Annotated in this window: 19 protein-coding genes; 7 read left to right on the forward strand and 12 right to left on the reverse strand. The window is 47.3% G+C overall.

What is annotated here, in order from left to right:
• The first annotated feature begins 84 nt into the window (after positions 1-84).
• From XMA127_RS06750 to XMA127_RS06765, 4 genes are all read left to right on the forward strand, one after another.
• A complete protein-coding gene (locus tag XMA127_RS06750) occupies positions 85-1,509 on the forward strand; it encodes a glyceraldehyde-3-phosphate dehydrogenase (protein ID WP_371731516.1) in 1,425 nt (474 codons plus the stop codon).
• A 110-nt stretch (positions 1,510-1,619) separates the two neighbouring features.
• Positions 1,620-2,534, forward strand: coding sequence for a ribosome biogenesis GTPase YlqF (ylqF, locus tag XMA127_RS06755; protein WP_173481059.1), 915 nt, complete (start codon positions 1,620-1,622; stop codon positions 2,532-2,534).
• Positions 2,531-2,857 (forward strand): hypothetical protein, encoded by a 327-nt coding sequence (locus XMA127_RS06760; RefSeq protein WP_173484025.1) that lies wholly within the window; start codon positions 2,531-2,533, stop codon positions 2,855-2,857. The genes ylqF and XMA127_RS06760 overlap by 4 nt, the downstream gene beginning before the upstream one ends.
• Positions 2,854-4,038, forward strand: coding sequence for an NAD(P)/FAD-dependent oxidoreductase (locus XMA127_RS06765; RefSeq protein WP_173484024.1), 1,185 nt, complete (start codon positions 2,854-2,856; stop codon positions 4,036-4,038). Before XMA127_RS06760 ends, XMA127_RS06765 begins: the two co-directional genes overlap by 4 nt.
• A 250-nt stretch (positions 4,039-4,288) precedes the next feature.
• On the opposite strand, the gene XMA127_RS06770 is transcribed toward XMA127_RS06765, so the two are convergent.
• The 7 genes from XMA127_RS06770 to XMA127_RS06800 form a co-directional block, all read right to left on the reverse strand.
• Positions 4,289-4,477 (reverse strand): DUF2892 domain-containing protein, encoded by a 189-nt coding sequence (locus XMA127_RS06770; RefSeq protein ID WP_173484023.1) that lies wholly within the window; start codon positions 4,475-4,477, stop codon positions 4,289-4,291.
• Positions 4,478-4,513: 36 nt separating this feature from the next.
• Positions 4,514-5,212, reverse strand: a complete 699-nt coding sequence (locus XMA127_RS06775) for a fumarylacetoacetate hydrolase family protein (protein WP_173484022.1) — start codon at positions 5,210-5,212, stop codon at positions 4,514-4,516.
• A gap of 1 nt (position 5,213) precedes the next feature.
• The gene (locus XMA127_RS06780; RefSeq protein ID WP_173484021.1) at positions 5,214-7,295 is read right to left on the reverse strand and encodes an ATP-binding protein; all 2,082 of its coding nucleotides are present in this window, start codon (positions 7,293-7,295) and stop codon (positions 5,214-5,216) included.
• Positions 7,296-7,337: 42 nt separating this feature from the next.
• Complete coding sequence (locus XMA127_RS06785; RefSeq protein WP_173484020.1) at positions 7,338-8,414, reverse strand: hypothetical protein; 1,077 nt, start codon at positions 8,412-8,414, stop codon at positions 7,338-7,340.
• A 226-nt stretch (positions 8,415-8,640) separates the two neighbouring features.
• Positions 8,641-10,245 (reverse strand): isocitrate lyase, encoded by a 1,605-nt coding sequence (locus XMA127_RS06790; RefSeq protein ID WP_173483676.1) that lies wholly within the window; start codon positions 10,243-10,245, stop codon positions 8,641-8,643.
• Between the two features lie 451 nt (positions 10,246-10,696).
• Entirely contained in the window at positions 10,697-11,827 is a 1,131-nt protein-coding gene (locus XMA127_RS06795) for a cupin domain-containing protein (RefSeq protein WP_173484019.1), read from the reverse strand.
• Positions 11,828-11,852: 25 nt separating this feature from the next.
• Positions 11,853-12,209: a hypothetical protein gene (locus XMA127_RS06800; protein WP_173481051.1), complete on the reverse strand. Its 357-nt coding sequence runs from the start codon at positions 12,207-12,209 to the stop codon at positions 11,853-11,855.
• A 104-nt stretch (positions 12,210-12,313) separates the two neighbouring features.
• Here XMA127_RS06800 and XMA127_RS06805 point away from each other — a divergent pair, with 104 nt between their 5' ends.
• Genes XMA127_RS06805 through XMA127_RS06815 form a run of 3 tightly spaced genes read left to right on the forward strand, consistent with a single transcriptional unit; the run spans position 12,314 to position 14,242 of the window.
• Positions 12,314-12,823, forward strand: a complete 510-nt coding sequence (locus XMA127_RS06805) for a GNAT family N-acetyltransferase (protein ID WP_371731437.1) — start codon at positions 12,314-12,316, stop codon at positions 12,821-12,823.
• Entirely contained in the window at positions 12,820-13,803 is a 984-nt protein-coding gene (locus tag XMA127_RS12065; protein ID WP_173481050.1) for a VTT domain-containing protein, read from the forward strand. The genes XMA127_RS06805 and XMA127_RS12065 overlap by 4 nt, the downstream gene beginning before the upstream one ends.
• Positions 13,804-13,819: 16 nt before the next feature.
• Positions 13,820-14,242: a heme-binding protein gene (locus XMA127_RS06815; RefSeq protein ID WP_173481049.1), complete on the forward strand. Its 423-nt coding sequence runs from the start codon at positions 13,820-13,822 to the stop codon at positions 14,240-14,242.
• A gap of 189 nt (positions 14,243-14,431) precedes the next feature.
• On the opposite strand, the gene XMA127_RS06820 is transcribed toward XMA127_RS06815, so the two are convergent.
• The 5 genes from XMA127_RS06820 to XMA127_RS06840 form a co-directional block, all read right to left on the reverse strand.
• The gene (locus tag XMA127_RS06820) at positions 14,432-15,160 is read right to left on the reverse strand and encodes an RNA methyltransferase (RefSeq protein WP_173484018.1); all 729 of its coding nucleotides are present in this window, start codon (positions 15,158-15,160) and stop codon (positions 14,432-14,434) included.
• A 69-nt stretch (positions 15,161-15,229) separates the two neighbouring features.
• Complete coding sequence (gene purB / locus XMA127_RS06825) at positions 15,230-16,594, reverse strand: adenylosuccinate lyase (protein ID WP_173481047.1); 1,365 nt, start codon at positions 16,592-16,594, stop codon at positions 15,230-15,232.
• Positions 16,595-16,890: 296 nt separating this feature from the next.
• A complete protein-coding gene (gene hflD / locus XMA127_RS06830) occupies positions 16,891-17,565 on the reverse strand; it encodes a high frequency lysogenization protein HflD (protein ID WP_173484017.1) in 675 nt (224 codons plus the stop codon).
• Positions 17,566-18,687: a tRNA 2-thiouridine(34) synthase MnmA gene (gene mnmA, locus XMA127_RS06835; protein ID WP_173484016.1), complete on the reverse strand. Its 1,122-nt coding sequence runs from the start codon at positions 18,685-18,687 to the stop codon at positions 17,566-17,568.
• 4 nt (positions 18,688-18,691) lie between these two features.
• Positions 18,692-19,162, reverse strand: a complete 471-nt coding sequence (locus XMA127_RS06840) for an NUDIX hydrolase (RefSeq protein WP_173481044.1) — start codon at positions 19,160-19,162, stop codon at positions 18,692-18,694.
• Positions 19,163-19,245 lie beyond the last annotated feature (83 nt).

The following is a 19,245-nucleotide window of genomic DNA, read 5'->3' on the forward strand; positions in this document are numbered from 1 at the left end:
ACTTATGAACAGTAAGTTGTATATCCTTTATTTCAATCTGTGTCATAATTAACGGGTTACTTAACCTTTATAAAGGAGTGTGCTGTGTCTCAAGAACTGATGCTAGCAGAGTGGAATGCTCGTGAATCGATCGCCGAAGCGATGGTCCCTGTGGTTGGTCGTTTGTACCGTGAATCAAACGTTGAAATTTCTGTTTTCGGCCAACTGTCTGTTCGTAAATCTGTGATCGATCTACTTAAAGATCACCGTTACGTTCGTCAGGTTGAGGGTGAAGAGCTTTCAGTCGTAGATACCTTCCCAGTACTTGAGAAGGTGTCTCAAATGGGCATCCGCAACGCACACATCGACATCGGTAAATTGGCTGTTAATTTCCGTAAATCGGGTGCAGCGGATTTGAATGATTATTTAGAGTCTGAACTTGCTGGCGCATCAACAGAAGATACTGGTGGTCAAGACGTCGTCCTATACGGCTTCGGTCGCATTGGTCGTCTACTGGCTCGATTCATGTTGAACCGCTCGGGTGCAGGTCACACGCTGCGTCTGCGCGCGATTGTTGTACGTAAGGGCAAAGCCGATAACGACCTAGAGAAGCGTGCAAGTTTGTTGCGTCGTGACTCAGTTCACGGTTCGTTCAAAGGCACTATCCAAGTTGATGAAGCAACGAACTCCCTGATCGTTAACGGTAATGCGATCAAAGTGATCTTCGCCGATGGCCCAGATCAAGTTGATTACACGCAGTACGGTATTAATAACGCTCTTGTGATTGATAACACCGGTATCTGGCGTGATGACAAAGGCTTAGCGCTTCACCTTCAATCTAAAGGTGTTGATCGCGTTATCCTTACAGCACCAGGTAAAGGCATCAAAAACATCGTTATGGGTGTTAACCATGGTGACATCGATGCATCGGATAAAATCTTATCGGCTGCTTCGTGTACCACTAACGCCATTACGCCTGTCCTTAAAGCGATTGATGACAAGTACGGTGTTGCTAATGGTCACGTTGAGACCGTTCACTCATACACTAACGACCAGAACTTGATCGATAACTACCACAAAGGTGATCGCCGTGGCCGCGCAGCAGCGCTTAACATGGTTATCTCTGAAACGGGTGCAGCAAAGGCGGTCTCTAAAGCGCTTCCACAATTGGAAGGTAAGCTAACTGGTAACGCGATCCGTGTTCCGACACCGAACGTCTCTATGGCGATCCTTAACCTGAACCTAGAGAAAGAGACTGAGCGTGAGTCTTTGAATGACTACCTTCGTGAAGTGGCGTTGCACTCTGATCTTCAGAAGCAGGTTGACTACTCTAACTCACCTGAAGCGGTTTCGAGCGACTTTGTCGGCTCACGTGCTGCAGGTGTTGTCGATGCATTGGCCACTATCTCAAGCGGTAAGAGCTGTGTTCTCTACGTTTGGTACGATAACGAGTACGGCTACAGCTGTCAGGTTATCCGTCTAGCGCGTGAGATAACTAATTGTACGCTTAAGGCTTTCCCACAAGAGTAATCACTCTTTTGTAAAAAACCGGAGTCACCGAAAGGGGCTCCGGTTTTTTTGTCTCTGATTCATTCTTAATAAACAGGTATAATGCGCCCAACTTAAAGGCATAGGTCATTATGGAACGTATTAACTGGTTTCCCGGTCACATGCACAAAGCGCGTAAAGAGATTGCGCAACTTATGGATGAGGTCGACATTGTTATTGAAGTGTTGGATGCACGCTTGCCTCGCTCAAGCGAGAACCCCTTGGTGACCTCGTTACGTCGAGGCAAACCTGTTCTTAAAATTCTGAATAAATCCGATCTGGCAGATCCCGACAAAACCAAGGCTTGGTTGCAGGAGTTCAATGCGCAAGAGGGCATTACGGCCATCGAGTTAACGACAAGTGATAAGAGAACCATCAAGTCGATTCCGCAAATCTGTAAAGATGCCGTGCCTGCCCGTGCTAACAAAGATCGCCCAGTGCGTGCCATGATCATGGGCATTCCTAATGTGGGTAAGTCGACTCTGATCAATGCTCTTTTAGGCCGACGCATTGCCAAAGTGGGTAATGAACCTGCCGTGACTAAAGCGAATAAACGCTACAGTGTATTTCAGGGGATGGCTCTGTCGGATACTCCCGGTATCTTGTGGCCAAAAATTGAAGACCAAGACTCTGGATACCGGTTGGCGGTCAGCGGTGCAATTAAAGATACTGCGATCGATTATGATCAGGTGGCCGTCTATGGTGCTAACTTCATCCTTAATGCTTACCCTGAGCGACTAGTAGAGCGTTATAAACTGAAAGAGCTGCCGGAGTTAGGTGAAGGCTTATTGGATCAAATAGGCCGTAAACGAGGCTGCTTGCGACCCGGTGGTGTGGTCGATATACACAAGGCGGCCGAGATACTAATGAACGAGATGCGCGGTGGTAAGCTAGGGCGCATCAGTTTTGAAACAGTGGAAGAGTGGCAAGAGAAAGATCGTATTGCCGCTGAATTAGCTGCCCAAGAGGCCGAAGAAGCGGCCAAGGCAGAGGAGAGTTCTAAGTGACCCGTTTAAAAAAGCAGAAGCGCATGGCTAACAAAATCGTGCTGGATAAAACGCCCCGTAAGCAGGAGCGTCTAGCCGACCCCGACAGCTATGAGAGCCGAAAACAGCGTGCGCAAAAACAGAAGAAAAAGCATGTGTCGGTTGATCAGAAACGTATTAATGCGAAACCGACTAAATCAGCAATTGAGCGTGATACCGAGGCCGGCCGTCGTGGTGAGCGCAAGGGTGGCCGCTTAGCGGATAAGATCCGTCAATACAACGCTGACAAAGAGAGCGCTGAAAAAGCCGATAACAGCCGCGAGCAGACCAGCGACAGCGAATGAGTAAACGCAGGGTTGATGTCCTAATTATAGGTGCCGGTGCGTCCGGTCTGATGTGTGCATTAACGGCTGGCTATCGTGGCCGTTCTGTTCTGGTGTTGGAACACACTAAAAAAGTGGGCCGTAAGATTTTAATGTCTGGAGGAGGGCGTTGTAACTTCACCCACCTTCACTCAACACCGGCCAATTTTCTATCGAATAACCCGCACTTCTGTAAATCGGCATTGAGTCGTTATACACCGCAACACTTTGTCGATATGGTCGATCGTCATGGGATTGAGTACCACGAGAAGACCCCAGGCCAGCTCTTCTGTAATGAATCCAGTAAAGAGATTCTGACGATGCTCACCACTGAGTGCGATTGGGCGGGTGTAAAGATTGAGACAGAGGTGAGTGTCCATTCGCTTACACAAAATGAGCATGGTTTTCTCGTAGAAACCTCGGCTGATTCAATTCAATGTGAGTCGTTGGTTATTGCAACAGGCGGACTCTCCATCCCTAATGGTGGTGCGACCGGCTTTGCTTATGATGTGGCCGAACAGTTTGACCTACCGGTTACCCCTCGCCGCGCCGCACTGGTCCCATTTACGCTGCAGCCTGACATTTTAACACCACTCAAAGAGCTCTCTGGGACTGCACAAAATGCGCGTGTCAGTTGTGCGGGTATGAGCTTTTTGGAACCTATTCTGTTTACTCATCGAGGCATAAGCGGCCCTGGGGTTCTTCAGATCTCGAGCTATTGGCAGCCAGGTCAAAGTGTTGAAATTGATCTGCTTCCCGGTATTGATATTGACGAGCAACTTAAAGAGGCTCGACAAGCGACTCCAAAACAGAGCATTGAGCGTGTGCTCAGTGAATACATGAGTAAGCGATTGGCTCAGGTATTGTGCTCAATCTGGGGCTTTGCTGGGGCAGTGGGTGACTTCTCCAATGAGAAAATTGAAGCGCTCACCAAGCAACTGACTCAATGGCGGGTGAAACCCTCTGGAACCGAAGGCTATCGAACAGCCGAAGTGACCATTGGCGGGGTAGACACTCAAGCCATCTCGCAAAAAACCATGGAAGTAAAAAGTGTCCCAGGTCTCTACTTTATCGGTGAATCGTTGGATGTGACAGGGCACTTGGGCGGGCATAATTTCCAGTGGGCGTGGGCATCGGGAAATGCCGCCGGCGAAGTTGTTTAGGCAAGTTAAGTTCAATTGTTGGAGCCTTATCGAAGATGAGGCGATAATCGCGGCCTTTGAAAGACCGCTCCAACGCTTAAAGCTTTGAATTGATGTTGGAGCCTTATCGAAGATGAGGCGATAATCGCGGCCTTTGTAAGACCGCTCCAACGCTTAAAGCTTTGAATTGATGTTGGAGCCTTATCGAAGATGAGGCGATTGCGTGGAGTAGATTCGCGGCCTTTGAAAGACCGCTCCAACCCATGAAGTGTTACTTAGTTTTACAGCTGTTCAGTCCGAACAGTGTGTAAGCACCACAAAATCCAAACACACCGGTTAACAGCGGTATTACACCAATGTAACCCCAGCTACCCACTGTCTCAGTGAAGGCCAGTCCAATCAGGATTAAACCGACAATAATGCGCAGAGCGCGATCCATTCCACCGACATTACATTTCATATCACTATCTCCTTTTGAGAGGGTTTTAATAATTCGTTATACGATGTTAAGTGAAATTGAGCCCACCGCTTCAATACTGCCTTCGATACGGTCACCTTTTACAACGGGGCCCACTCCTTCAGGGGTACCCGTGTAGATAAGATCACCCGGCTGTAAGTGGTAATATTTAGAGAGGTGCATGACCAACTCTGCGGGTGACCAGATCAGATCAGAGATGTCAGCTGACTGCTTGGTTTCACCATTCACACGCAGTTCGATCCTGCCACGTTCAAGCACTCCTGTGACCGATTTTGGTACCAGGTCGGTAATGATGGCACCGCCTTCAAAGTTTTTACCTAGATCCCAAGGGCGACGTTTGTCTTTGCCTTTCTGCTGCAGATCACGGCGTGTCATATCTAACCCACAGGCGTAGCCAAAGATCATTGATTCGGCTGTGGATTCATCAACCTCAAAGCCCGGCTGATCGATGGCGACGACCCACTCCATCTCGTAGTGTAGATCTTCGGTTCCTGGAGGGTAGGGTAGATCGGTTCCTGACACCTGAATGGCGTTAAGGTCTTTAATGAAGTAGAAGGGCTCTTGTGTGGTTTTATCAATCTTATCGCCCATCTCGGCCGCATGCGCTTGATAGCTTCGGCCAACGCAAAAGATGCGATTCACAGGAAATTGACGTTCGTCACCGCGAATCGTTAAAGCGGTGACTGGGCGAGGCGTAAATAGATAACTGTCCGACATGTCATAGACTCTGGTTTTGTTGATCTATGGATTGTAATGCTTCCGTCAATTTTTCTACAGAGATAGGTTTTGCCAGTGCCACAGAAGCACCGGCTTCGATTAATCGATCACACTCCTCACCGATTGTGGCAGCCGACACACCGACAATAGGTCCGGTGAAACCGATCTCACGAAGCGCTGATGCTAAGCCATATCCATCGAGGTTTGGCATGAAAATATCCGTCACTACTAGGTCAAAGTCGTTCTCTTTAGCGGCCTCAAGAGCTAACTGACCATCTTCCTGAGCAACCACCTCGGCTCCAAGACCCTCAATCATTTTTTTGGTAAGCGTGCGAATCATTAGATTGTCTTCAGCGACCAGAACACGCTTATTGGTAAGGTCCAAATCCTTAGTTGATTGAGCTGACTCGTTTGGCTCTGAAGTTTTCTGTGAATCGGGCTCGCTAGTGCTAGGGTCCGTTGAGATAAGATCCACGGCTAGATTGATCAAGAAGGTAGCGCCACCACCAGGGGTATCTTCGTATTGGACAGTGCCGCTCAATTCATGGGCAATTTGCATACAGAGATACAGGCCAATACCACTGCCATCCGCTTTTGAGTCGCCGCGATAGTAGGCATTAAATATATTGGCTTGAAACTCCTTCGGTATCCCCTGTCCGTTATCACTTATTTTAATGGTGTAGTTGACGATGTTGGTGTCGATCGTCGGTCTGTAGAGATCAACAGAGACCTGACTAGCACCGCTATGAATAAAAGCGTTGCGCAAAAAGTTGATCAGCATCTGTTTAAGAGAGGTCGTGTCAAAATAGGTTTCAGGGTCTTCCCAGTCCAACTCTGACACAACTAGATCAATTTGAGCCTCTTTGGCTGCGATTTGCATTGAGTTACACACTTCTAACAAAGTTTGCGAAATGTGACCGGTTTTTCTCTGTCTTGCAGTTTGCTGTTCAGGTTTAACAACATTTCGAAGATCATCTATTAGATTCAATAGATGGTTTACACTCTGATTGATCTCTAGACTATGGTCGTTATCATCTTCAAGCATCATTTTTATGGCTGAGACGGGGGTTCTAATCTCATGTGCAATAATGCCAAATAGCCGTTTTTCACTGTCAAAGCGCTCCTGAAGTTGAACAAACGACAGGTTTGATTGGTGCAAGAGATCTTTTGACTCCTCTATGAGTCTCTGTCGATCCGTTGTTTCGATCATGCTACCTAGGATTTGTCGGTCAACTGACAATAGCCCCTGACTGGTCATTGTAATATCAAAATAGCGTTTACCATTTTGACTATCTATTGTGACGTGAAAATGTTTAGAACCATTGAATGTATACAAATTCAAAAGTGTCGATTTAAATTCGCTATCCTTCCCTTCGTCGAAGAGGCCTAAAAATCCCTTAATAGAGATAAATTCACTAACCGGTAACTCTAGTATCTCTCGTAAGGTTGGAGATGGTCGCACTTTTTCATTAATCGGGTCTATCTCAAAGAGACCAATGCCTGCTGTATCTGTCGTGATGTTGAGTTTTCGAATGGCCAGTTCTGCATCAGATCGAGACTTCAAAAGTCTATCTTGGTTTCGTTTCTCCAAGCTTATATCTTGAATAAACAGGTTGTCATTGTTCTCAAGGTCAACGCCAATACGGTCGATTTTCCACCAAATGGTTTCAGTTTTCGAAAGGTTTAATGGAATTTCGCAGCTGTCAATTTTGCCCTGTAAGAGATAGTTAATTGCCTCTTTGTGCGATGGTTTTACTCTCTCTACTAATTGATGAACTGCAAAATCGGTAGAGGGAAAATTAACGCTATGACCCTTGAAAGCGAAGTGGATAGTCTCTGACTCTTGGTGCACTGTGGCCAGATCGAAACCTGACTTTTCAGCCGCCTGTTCCAATGTCTGCATTAATGCTGTATTGATCTTCTCAAATTGCTCTGCTTGACGCTTAGCCTTTAGAGCTATCAGTCCACGTTCAAGCGTATCAGTTTGATCAATCAGTGAACCAAATAGAAAACCTTGTTTATCGGCATTAACCGTCAATAATACTTTTTTGGCAGTGGTTGAATTGTCATTAATGCTGACCATTGATCTGAAGGGTTGATCATCCAGAGGTGTTAGATCTTCAAGTCATGCCGGTTGATCGTTTAAAGATATTTTTCCTAAAAGTCCCTGTAATGTCAGCTTGGTCTGTTGATCAATGCCCAACAAACTCTTAAGTTGTTGGTTACTCCATAAAGAACCTTGCGCATCCATCTGCTCGAAAAGAGCGATCTCTGAAACAGCGGATACTTTCTCAAAGCGGTTAACGGCTTGTTCTAATTCAGAGCGGTTTTGGATAAGTTTCAGTTTAGCAAAATTTAGCTGTCTAATTTTAAGTGCAATAAAGCTAGCGACGAAGGCAACCATGGCTAATGTAAGCAGAACTCGATCGGTTACGATTGTCTGGGTATAGGGGCTGATAGAGAACTCTACTGCGTTCAGTATCAAGGCAATGGGCAAAAAGAGACAGAATAGCCTGTAGGGTAGAGTGATGGCAGCAGCGAGTAGGGCAAGGGATATGACAATGCCCGGCCTCAAAAACGCGTCGGGTGCTAAGTTTACAAAGAGTAATTGTCCAATGAAGAGTGCAACCGGAATGAGATGAGAGATCTGAAAAGGCTCTCTCTCTGTTTTATCGATGTTTAGCCAAGTGATGAAGATTCGCGCACTTAAGATCGCGATAAAGGCCGGTAAGAACTGTTCAGCAAAGCTAATGTAACTCAGTTTTCCATCAAGATAAGCTATGAAAAGCGATCCGATGATCACCGAAAGTACACCCAGTAAACGCTTGCTTCGGCTCTCTCTCTTCCAGTCATCAAAAATGGGGGTGCTAGTGTGCACAACGACGGTAACCACAATGGCAACAATGACCCCTTTGATAAGTGTTTGCTCTAGTGATTCAGTTGTTAGATACCAGAGGAGTGGGAGATACCCCAAAAGGTAGAGCCCAATTTGGCGATTACGCAGGATTAGGCTTTTAGACGCTATTGCCGAGGCCGCGACAAGCACCAGGGGTGAAAACAGTCCAATATCGAACCAAGTAACACGATGAGAAGCGTCGAAGAAAAGTATGGGGGTCAAACCAGCACTGGCCAATCCGACGAATAACGCTAAAGCCAGTGAGTAGATTGGGTGGCGTAACAGATTGCTTAGATGTGAATTCATAGACTGCATACTTATGAGTAATTAAGCGTTAATAAGAACACTATTCTTAGCAAATTTTGTGCCATCTAATCTGTGTCTCTTCGGCTTTTTCGGTTTGTTATAAACTCATTATAGTTGGAGTTTAAGAAGTGAGGCCCTCTGAATTTATACCAATTTGGTCTTATCTAGGTTTTTATAAGAAAAAAACGCGCCCGAAGGCGCGTTTTTTGTGAGCAGTGTCTAACGATTAAACGTTAGCGAACTGGTTCATTGTGTTGTCTTTACCGCCTGCTTTAAGAGCCGCATCACCTGCGAAGTACTCTTTGTGGTCGTCGCCGATGTTAGAACCAGCCATGTCCTGGTGCTTAACAGTCGCGATACCCTGACGGATCTCTTTACGCTGAACGCCGCCTGCGTATGCAAGCATGCCTTCGTCACCGAAGTAACCTTTCGCTAGGTTATCAGTTGATAGAGCAGCCGTGTGGTAAGTCGGTAGCGTGATGAGGTGGTGGAAAATACCCGCTTCACGTGATGCATCAGCCTGGAAGCTCTGGATTTTAGCGTCCGCTTCTTTACCTAGATCTGTTTCATCGTAATCAGCACTCATTAGTTTAGCGCGATCGTAGGCTGAAACATCTTTACCTTCAGCAGTCCAAGCATCAAACACTTGCTGACGGAAGTTTAGAGTCCAGTTGAACGAAGGTGAGTTGTTGTAAACAAGTTTCGCATTTGGAATCACTTCACGGATGCGGTTAACCATGCCAGCGATCTGCTGAACGTGTGGTTTTTCAGTTTCGATCCATAGAAGGTCAGCACCGTTTTGTAGTGACGTGATACAGTCAAGAACAACACGGTCTTCGCCTGAACCCGCTTTGAACTGGAATAGGCCAGACTGAAGACGCTTAGGCTTCATTAGTTGGCCGTTCGCTTTAACGACTACATCACCGTTGTTGATGTCTTCAGGACCGTTGATTACGTCGCCATCTAGGAAGCTGTTGTAAAGGTCACCTAGGTCGCCTGGCTCGTTAGTCACAGCGATCTGCTTAGTTAGGCCAGCACCTAGAGAGTCAGTACGTGCAACGATTACACCGTCATCTACGCCAAGTTCAAGGAATGCGTAACGTACAGCGTTGATCTTAGCTAGGAAGTCAGAGTGAGGTACAGTAACTTTACCGTCCTGGTGACCACACTGTTTCTCATCAGAAACCTGGTTCTCTAGCTGGATACAACATGCACCGGCTTCGATCATTTTCTTAGCTAGCAGGTAAGTTGCTTCAGCGTTACCGAAACCAGCATCGATATCAGCAATGATTGGAACGATGTGAGTCTCGAAGCTATCGATCTTAGCGATGATCTCTTGCTCTTTAGTGTTGTTGCCAGCGTCACGTGCAGCGTCTAGCTCACGGTAAAGGTGGTTAAGTTCCCACGCATCCGCTTGCTTAAGGAAGGTGTAAAGCTCTTCGATAAGCATTGGCACAGACGTTTTCTCGTGCATTGATTGGTCAGGAAGTGGACCGAACTCTGAACGTAGAGCCGCAACCATCCAGCCAGATAGGTAAAGGTAGCGCTTGTCAGTAGAACCGAAGTGCTTCTTGATAGAGATTAGTTTCTGTTGACCGATGAAACCGTGCCAGCAACCTAGAGACTGAGTGTATTTAGATGTATCAGCATCGTAATCAGCCATATCTTTGCGCATGATCGCTGCAGTGTATTTAGCGATATCTAGACCCGAGTGGAAACGGTTCTGAAGTTTCATGCGTGCAGCAGATTCAGCATTGATTGCTGACCAAGTGCCGCCGTACTGGTTACAAGTCGCTTGTTGAGCTTCAATCTCTTGTTTGTATGTAGACATATCTCATCCTCAATAATGGGTACCTGTGCACCCGATTGTGTTAAATCTCTGTCGGTTCAAAAAAATCAAACCTGACCGATGGCGACATCATGAGGATTGCTGCACCTGCTGTCAAAGTGCTTTTGTGCATAGCAGCATAGAATGGAGGGTGTCAGTTAGGGGGTGGTCGTATTTCTTGTAGTTAAACTACAAGCAGTCAATGTGGTGATATTTGTTTTAATTTATATAAAACAATAACTTACTTTAATATAGACTATGGTTTAGCGACTTAAGTTTAATAGTAAATGGTCGTAAATTGTCTGTTTTTACAGCGATTAAATACTCTTTTTATATACCAATTTCTTCTATAAGACCTTTGGTGCATGGCAAGAAGTTGTAGGTGGAAAATAGTATAAAAGCGACATAAGCTGTCCTTTGGCGAACCGCTGGTTTAATGTGAAGGCACGATTACCTACTGAATGGCTCCCTGAGTAAAGAGCTGTTTGATGAGCGATGACTCGCCAATCTTGTACTGATTAGCTGATAGGTAACCTTGATTGGCTAGCTGTTTAGCAAGTTCTATCTCTGCGTCATCGACCTCTAGCTGAACGCCGTTACAGAAGAGTTTGAACTGTTCACCATCAGAATAGAGCAGGCGGTTGTTTGGAAGAAGCTCGATACCGTCCTCGGTGGCGCCCAGTATCCAATCATCGTAATCCTCTGGGTCAAGCTGTTCAGTTTGATCAGGATACTTAGGTTCTGAAAACAAGGACCCTAAAGCGCTTTCAAGCTGTTCCCGATTGGATAAAAGTGCTTTTAGGCGCTGTTCGATTTGAGTGATGGACGCTTGATCGATCTCCCCCGGCGATTGGCAAAGAGTTCGTTTAGGATCACTAAACCGGTGTTCGCTAGTCAGGGCTTCACCGATGCTGTCTGATACGGTTCGCAGTATCTCGGCATCGGATGGTGCTCTGAATCCTGCAGAGTAGGTGACGCAATCTTCACTGGTTGCTATGCCGTTATGAGCGACTTGTGGAGGGAGGTAGAGCATATCGCCCGGCTCCAGATCAAAGCTCTCTAGGCATTGGAATTCACTCAGAATCATAACCGGCGCATCCGGTAAACGGGGTGATTGGCTGGATTCGATAGCACCCAACTCCCAGCGACGTGTCCCTTTAGCCTGAATTAAAAAGACATCGTAGTTGTCATAGTGTGGTCCAACACCACCACCCGGCGTTGCATAGCTGATCATCAGATCATCGATGCGCCAGTTAGGGACAAAGTTGAAGGCATCTAGCAATGCTTTTGCTTCGGGGGAGTAGTGGTCTACGGCTTGCACTAGAAGCGTCCAGTGCGATTCTGGAAGATGTGCGAAGGTCTCCTCATTTAGAGGACCACATTCCAACTGGTATTCTGAGCTGTCCGGTTTGAATTGAATCAGTCTCGATTCGACTTCCTCTTCGAGGGATAAGCCTGCCAATTCATCAGAGCTGACAACGGGTTCAAGGTCGGGAAATGCATTGCGAATTAACACTGGTTTCTGTTGCCAATAGTCACGCAGAAACGTCTCAACCGTTAAATCACCCCAGTTAATTGTGTACATAGCCAATCCTTTAAAAATGATGGCTTCATTTTAAATTAAAGGGCCGGTGGGTGATATCTACTTTGTTAAGAATTCCAGTGACTGGCTTTAGCCTGTCATCAGCTTTATCGGTGTTTTCCAGATAGGTATTAAATTCTAACTGCGGATGACAGGCTGAAGGCCAGTCACCGTCGCTACTAGCTAGATGCATACGAAAATTAATCGCGACCTCTTCGAGATCGCTCCAACAACCTAACTGCGGATGACAGGCTGAAGGCCAGTCACCGTCGCTACTAGCTAGATGCATACGAAAATTAATCGCGACCTCTTCGAGATCGCTCCAACAACCTAACTGCGGATGACAGGCTGAAGGCCAGTCACCGTCGCTACTAGCTAGATGCATACGAAAATTAATCGCGACCTCTTCGAGATCGCTCCAACAACCTAACTGCGGATGACAGGCTGAAGGCCAGTCACCAATAGATGAATTAGATAGACCGATCCTGGGTGAGCTACTATTATTCAGTGATGAATGAATTACAGATTACACGAGTCGATTACCTAGACCCGCAACAGGGTAAAGATCTTGTCACTCTATTAAATGCCTATGCATTGGATCCCTTGGGGGGTGACACTCCGCTTAGTGATGAAGTGAAGCAGGCTCTTCCTGCTAAATTAGCTGAGGTAGACGGTGCAAATAGCTTTATTGCCTATGTGAATGATCAGCCAGTGGGGCTGCTTAATGCCTTTATGGGCTTTAGCACCTTTAATGCCGCTCCATTGATCAATATTCACGACGTTTATGTGGCACCCCAAGCGAGAGGTAAGGGTGTTGTCGATGCACTCTTTGCTGCTATCGAAGCGGTGGCTAAGGAGTTGAACTGCTGCAAAATTACCTTGGAAGTATTAGAGGAGAATGGCGTTGCTCAGTCTGCTTACAAACGGTTGGGCTATAAAGGCTACGATCTTGGTGAACTAGGGGGTGAAGCCCTCTTTTGGCAGAAAAAACTGTCGTGAAAATCCCTCTTATCATCCTCCCCAAGCTCTCTAAAAAGAGCTTTTTGGTTGTTTTCATAATATTGACGGCATTTACTCTGTTCAATGTGAATAAGAGTTATAAAACCTATACGGTGCTTAACAATGCGAGGTTGTTGGGTTCTGAGACCGCTGCAGATATCCGTGCTAAAGATACACTGAGTGATTTAATTGACCATTATCAGGTTTCATTAGAGGGATTGGTAGGGGTGCTAGGTGCGCCGTTGCCAGAGAAGAGCTCAACGTTAAAATCGATTGCGGAGAGTCGAGGTATGAGTGAACTGACTCTGATTGCTAAGGTTCAGTCTTTAGTTCCCCAGTCAGGTGATTTGCAGCAGAGTGATGATGGCTCTTGGTCAGCGTCGCTCAATGAGCTCTTGTATGAGGGGTTGGCTCTTTATGGTCTTCCTATCGTGCTAGCGGTTGTATTACTTGGTGCTTTAGGTTTGCCTGTACCAGCGGGTCCAATGACCGGAATAGTGGGGCTAATGGCCTTCTCAGGTCTGTTCGATGCTTTTTTTGCGGCTGTTGGGATAGTGGTTGCAGCGTTTTTAGGTGATGTTCTGTTGTTTGAGTTGGGTCGACGAATGGATACCGCTTGGTTCGATAAGCACGGCGCAAAATTTGGTTTCAATAAGAAGAGTCGTCACAGGGTAGAGCATCTTTTTCACCGTTGGGGCTCTTTGACACTAATACTGTCGAGATCTTTGGTGGCGCACATCAGTGCGGTTGTCAGCCTGATGGCAGGTGCCTCTTCATTAGGTCGAACAAAATACTGGCTAAACTGTCTAATAGGTCGGCTTGGTTGGTTGTTAATCTATTTTGGTTTTGGGTATTTCGTTGGGGATAATCTTGCAATGGCAGGTAGCTTCTTGGGATACCTGAGTTTAAGTTTGTTGGGGCTGTTACTGATCATTGTGCTCTTTGATCAGTACCACAAGCAAAGTCATAGAGTGGTATGAGGTAACCAGGGAAGCTATGTTTGAATCGGTTCGTTCTTTAACAATGGAAGCGGCACTTGAATTGGCTAAAACCGTTCAAGCTGAAGCGGATACTCAAGGGTTCGCCATGAATGTGGTTGTCGTCGATCGCTCAGGTCTGCCTTTAGTGGTACTCAGAAACCCTAAGGCGCCGGATGCCTCTTTGGAGTTTGCGGAGCGTAAAGCTTACACCGCTGCGAGCTATGGCTGGCCAACCGCTAAGTGGCAGGAGATTGTGGGTGAGCGTCCATTGGTGATGCAGGGGCTAGCGCAAAATCCTAAAGTCTCTCTGATCGCTGGTGGTCTACCCGTTAAGCTGGGCGATGAAACCATCGGGGGGCTAGGGGTAGCAGGTGCTAAAGCGCCAGAGGATCATGCGGTTGCTGCTGCGGGTTTAGAGGCGTTTTTGGAAAAGCCTTAATGCGTGTGTGAAAGGGAAGACGAGTTCAATAGATTGTTGTTGGAGCCTTATCGAAGATGAGGCGATGTCCGGTTTCGCGACCTCTGCGAGATCGCTCCTACGGGGGTTCGGCCATTTGCGATCGAGAATGCGTTCGATGGATTGTTGTTGGAGCCTTATCGAAGATGAGGCGATGTCCGGTTTCGCGCGTTAGCTTCCCTTGTTTTCGCGATCCAGGGTCTCTTCGACGGCGTTGAGAATGCCTCGTAACATACCCATCTCGGTTTTCTCTGGACGGGTGCGATTGAAGTAGCGTTTCAGTTTATCCAATACGCGTCCTTCGTGTTGAGGGATGATAAAGCTGACTCGACGTAGCACGCGCTCTAGGTGTTCAAAGAATAGAACCATCTCATGTTGGCGCGGGTAGGGTGCCTCTTCAACTTTTTCAGGTGCTAGGCGACTGGCACGGCGTAACTCATAGCAAACCAGTTGAATCGCCTGTGAAACATTCAAAACCGGGTAGTCTGGGTTGGCATCAATAAACAGGTGTCGATTACACATCAGCATCTCTTTATTGTTTAAACCCATGGTCTCGCGCCCAAAGATGATCGCGACTTCGCCGGAGTGTGATTCAGTATGAATCTGTTGTGCAGCGCTCTCTAAGTCTTGCAAGGGGAGGTCGAAGGTTCTTTCACGAGCACTGGTGCCGACCACCAGCTGACAGTCTGCAATCGCCTCTTCGAGGGTTGCAACCACCTTCGCACTCTCCAATAAATCTTTAGCGCCAGCGGCACGCGAAGTGGCCTCTTCACTTGGAAACTCACGAGGGTTGACTAGCCAGAGTTGGCCCAGTCCCATGTTCTTCAGTGCGCGAGCCGCCGCTCCAATGTTTCCAGGGTGGAAGGTCTCGACTAAAACAATTCGAATGTTGTTCAGCATGATGGGTGATCTGTTGTGTTAAACAATAAAAACGCCCCATAAGGAGCGTTTTATTCAGCGCTTCATCGATTAGATGCGAGACGCTTGTTCTGCTGCATTACCGACGTAAGTACCCGGTGTCAGTGTGCGAAGCTCTGCTTTAGCGGACTCTGGGATCTCAAGTGTTTCGATGAAATCGAGCATCACCTCTTTAGTCATCCCTTTACCGCGAGTCAGTGCTTTTAGCTTCTCATACGGCTCTTCAATCGCATAACGGCGCATCACTGTCTGAATAGGCTCAGCTAGCACTTCCCAGCTGTTGTCTAGATCTTCATCTAGGCGTGCCGCGTTCACTTCAAGTTTGCTAATGCCTTTCAGTGTCGATGCATAGGCAATCAGACTGTGGCCAAACCCGACACCTAGGTTACGCAGTACGGTTGAGTCTGTTAGATCGCGCTGCCAGCGAGAGATTGGCAGTTTCATGGTCAGGTGGCCCATTACTGCGTTCGCGATGCCCAAGTTGCCCTCTGAGTTTTCAAAATCAATTGGGTTAACTTTATGTGGCATGGTTGATGAACCCACTTCGCCAGCAATCGTTTTCTGCTTGAAGTAACCCCAGGCGATGTAGCCCCAAACGTCACGATCAAAGTCGATCAGGATGGTGTTGTAACGACAGACTAGGTCGAACAACTCAGCAATGTAGTCGTGAGGTTCAATCTGCGTCGTGTAGGGGTTGAAGTTCAATCCTAGACCTTCAATAAAGCTCTTGGCATTCTCTTCCCAGTCGATCTCTGGGTATGCGCTTAGGTGGGCATTGTAGTTACCAACGGCACCGTTAATCTTGCCAAGGTACTCGATGCTGTCTAGCTGCTTGATTTGACGACGCAGACGGTAAGCTACGTTAGCCATCTCTTTACCTAAGGTCGATGGTGAAGCTGTCTGGCCGTGGGTGCGCGATAGCATTGGCTGAGTGGCAAAATCTTGTCCGATCTTTGCAATGGCCTGTTCAATCGCTTCCATCTCTGTGCGCATTACGGCGACGCCGTTTTTCAGCATCAGTGCGTGAGACAGGTTGTTAATATCTTCACTGGTGCAAGCAAAGTGAACAAATTCGCTGATCGCGTTTAGCTCTGCATTGCCAGAGATCTGCTCTTTAATGAAATACTCAACCGCTTTTACATCGTGGTTGGTTGTGCGCTCGATCTCTTTGATGCGCTCAGCCTGTTCTAAAGAGAATTCAGCAACCAGTGTATCTAACAGTGCATTGGCTTCGCTGCTTAATGCAGGGACTTCAGTGATCTGCGGGTGTGAAGCTAATTGCTGCAACCAACGGATCTCAACTTCAACACGGAAGCGGATCAATCCGAATTCGCTAAAAATAGTACGAAGGGCAGAGGTTTTGCTTCCGTAGCGGCCATCAACGGGCGATACGGCTGTTAGAGCAGTGAGTTCCATGAATGGGGTCTCTTGAATAGCGTGAATTTAAGGGTCGAGATTATATAGAAAAAAGCAGAGGTTGGGGAGTGTCTAAGGTTGTGGTGACAGGCTTTAGCCTGTCATCCGCTCTATCAGCAATTTCCAGCGCCTCCATTGGAAGCCCGTCAGTGGATGACAGGCTAAAAGCCAGTCACCGCAACTTCGCGCTAATTCGCTCCCACATCCGAGTTCCGTACTATATTTCTACGAAGCACAATTGTAGGAGCGAATTCAGCAAAGCTGAAACCGCGAAAGGATCTGGCAGAGATCTCTATTTAAAGACGCTTCAGCTCTTGTAGGGCGTCACCGACGCGCGATCTAAAGAAGATCAAGTGCCAGCGTTGGCCGCCAACCTGTCTCCAAAGAATAGCCGCTCGAATGCCTGCCAGTAGAAGGGCGCGTATGCGGGCTGCATTTTCATTGTTCTGCAGATTGCGTGGGTCACCCTGTACCTGAATTCTGAAATTAAAGTTGCTGATCGTCTCTTGATAGAGAGCGTCAATACCAGCTATTACTGAGCTGTGAGTGAATCGACTGGCATCGGTCGGTTCGTCATCACGGTGATTGTTCAGCCAGAAGTAGTCCGCTTTTTTGGCAAGCTCATCCAGGCGCTCTGAAATGGTGTTCAGGTAGTCGCTGTTCTTGGCCAGTTTGCGCTCCAATGTGATCAGGCTTAGTGCGTAGCGCATCACCATTGGTGAGTAAGTATTCTCTTTTTTATCAATAATTTGCTGTATTGAATTAAAGCCATCATTGAGATTGATTTTGAGTTGCTGTCGACCGCCAAATATATCCTCAGTCGTAGCTGGGTTCATCTCGAACAGTGACGCGATAGAGACTTCGAAACTGCTGCTTGAACAGCTCCCTTGGCGCGCAATCTGATCGACGAGGTGAGCTGCTTGGAAGATGGCAGCCATTGCGATCGCTTGTTCTTGTTTTGCCCTCGACATCTATCGATCCCCCCAAGTCAGGTCACGTGAACTCTGTTCAATAACGCCACCGCCTAGGCAGAGATCGTCTTGATAGAGGACCAGAGATTGTCCCGGTGTAACCGCTCTTTGAGGTTGGTCGAAATAGACCTTGTAGCCCTTATCATGCTTCTCAATGCGGCAGGCTTGATCCGCTTGTCGGTAACGGACTTTTGCTGTGCAACTCATCGGTAGCTGAGGCTCTTCACCGTTGATCCAAAAAATCTCGGACGCATAGAGCCAATCACTGTAGAGCAGCTCATTATCGATGCCTTGCACTGCGATCAGTTCATTAGCGTTCAAATCTTTACCCGCCACGAACCATGGATCTTCGGAGTAGTTGGCTAGGCCGCCGATTCCGAGGCCCTGACGCTGCCCAAGGGTGTAGTACATCAAGCCCTGGTGTTTTCCGATGACATCCCCGGTGGGTGTGACGATATTGCCTGGTTGAGCGGGGATGTACTGTTTTAAGAAATCGGTAAAGCGACGTTCACCGATGAAACAGATACCCGTGCTGTCCTTCTTCTTGGCGGTAATTAAATCGAGCTTTTCTGCAATCTCACGAACCTTAGGTTTCTCCAACTCTCCAACAGGGAATAGCGTCATGGCCAGCTCTTGGTGGCCCACCTGGTGTAAGAAGTAGCTCTGATCCTTGTTGGGATCTAGACCTTTTAACAGCTCGCCCTTCTCACCCTGCAGGCGACGACGTGTGTAGTGACCGGTTGCAATCATGTCGGCACCCAGTAGTTGGGCATACTCAAGAAAGGCTTTGAATTTGATTTCTCGGTTGCAGAGAATATCTGGGTTGGGGGTGCGCCCCGCTTTGTACTCTTCTAAAAAGTGTTCGAAGACGTTGTCCCAATACTCTGCTGCAAAGTTAGCTGTATGAAGCTTGATCTCAAGTTTGTCGCACACTGCTTGTGCATCGGCAAGATCTTCAAGAGCGGTACAGTACTCAGTACCGTCGTCCTCTTCCCAGTTTTTCATGAACAGACCTTCAACTTGGTAGCCCTGTTCTTTTAAAAGGTATGCAGAGACAGAGGAGTCCACGCCGCCAGACATGCCGACAATAACTTTTGTCTCGGTGATCGATTTTGTGCTCATGAAGTCAGTCTAATTGATCGTGTATTAAATTAAGTGGGTAGCGTTTGCCTGCCAAATAGTCATCGATGCAGTCCAGTACCAGGTGGCTGCGTAAACGGTGCTTGTTCTCTGCTACCTCATCGCGCGTCATCCAGACCGCTTGGAGAATCCCCTCATCCAATGCCTGTTCAGGGTTATGCGACAGCGCATTCGCGATAAAAGTCACCCTATGGAAGGTGAGATCTAATTCAGGCACGCGGTAGACATAGAGTCCCAGTAGGGCATCCAGTTCAACGCTCCATGCGGTCTCCTCTTCGGTTTCACGCAGTGCTGCTTGAAACAGAGTTTCTCCATTTTCAACATGGCCAGCTGGCTGGTTAAGCACCTTTTGATCGCCGTTGATGATCTCTTCTACCAGTAAAAAGCGATTCTCTTTCTCAACAATTGTTGCGACGGTCGCATGTGGAAACCAGCGGTTTGGTTTGGAGTCGTGCATCGTTTAACTATCTGCAATAAAATAGCTGATTATCATATCAGATTTTAAGCCGTTTCTAGGCGGTGTTTCTTAATTTTGAGGTC

The sequence above is a fragment of the Marinobacterium sp. xm-a-127 genome (assembly GCF_013283425.1).
Taxonomy (GTDB): Bacteria; Pseudomonadota; Gammaproteobacteria; order Pseudomonadales; family Balneatricaceae; genus Marinobacterium_E.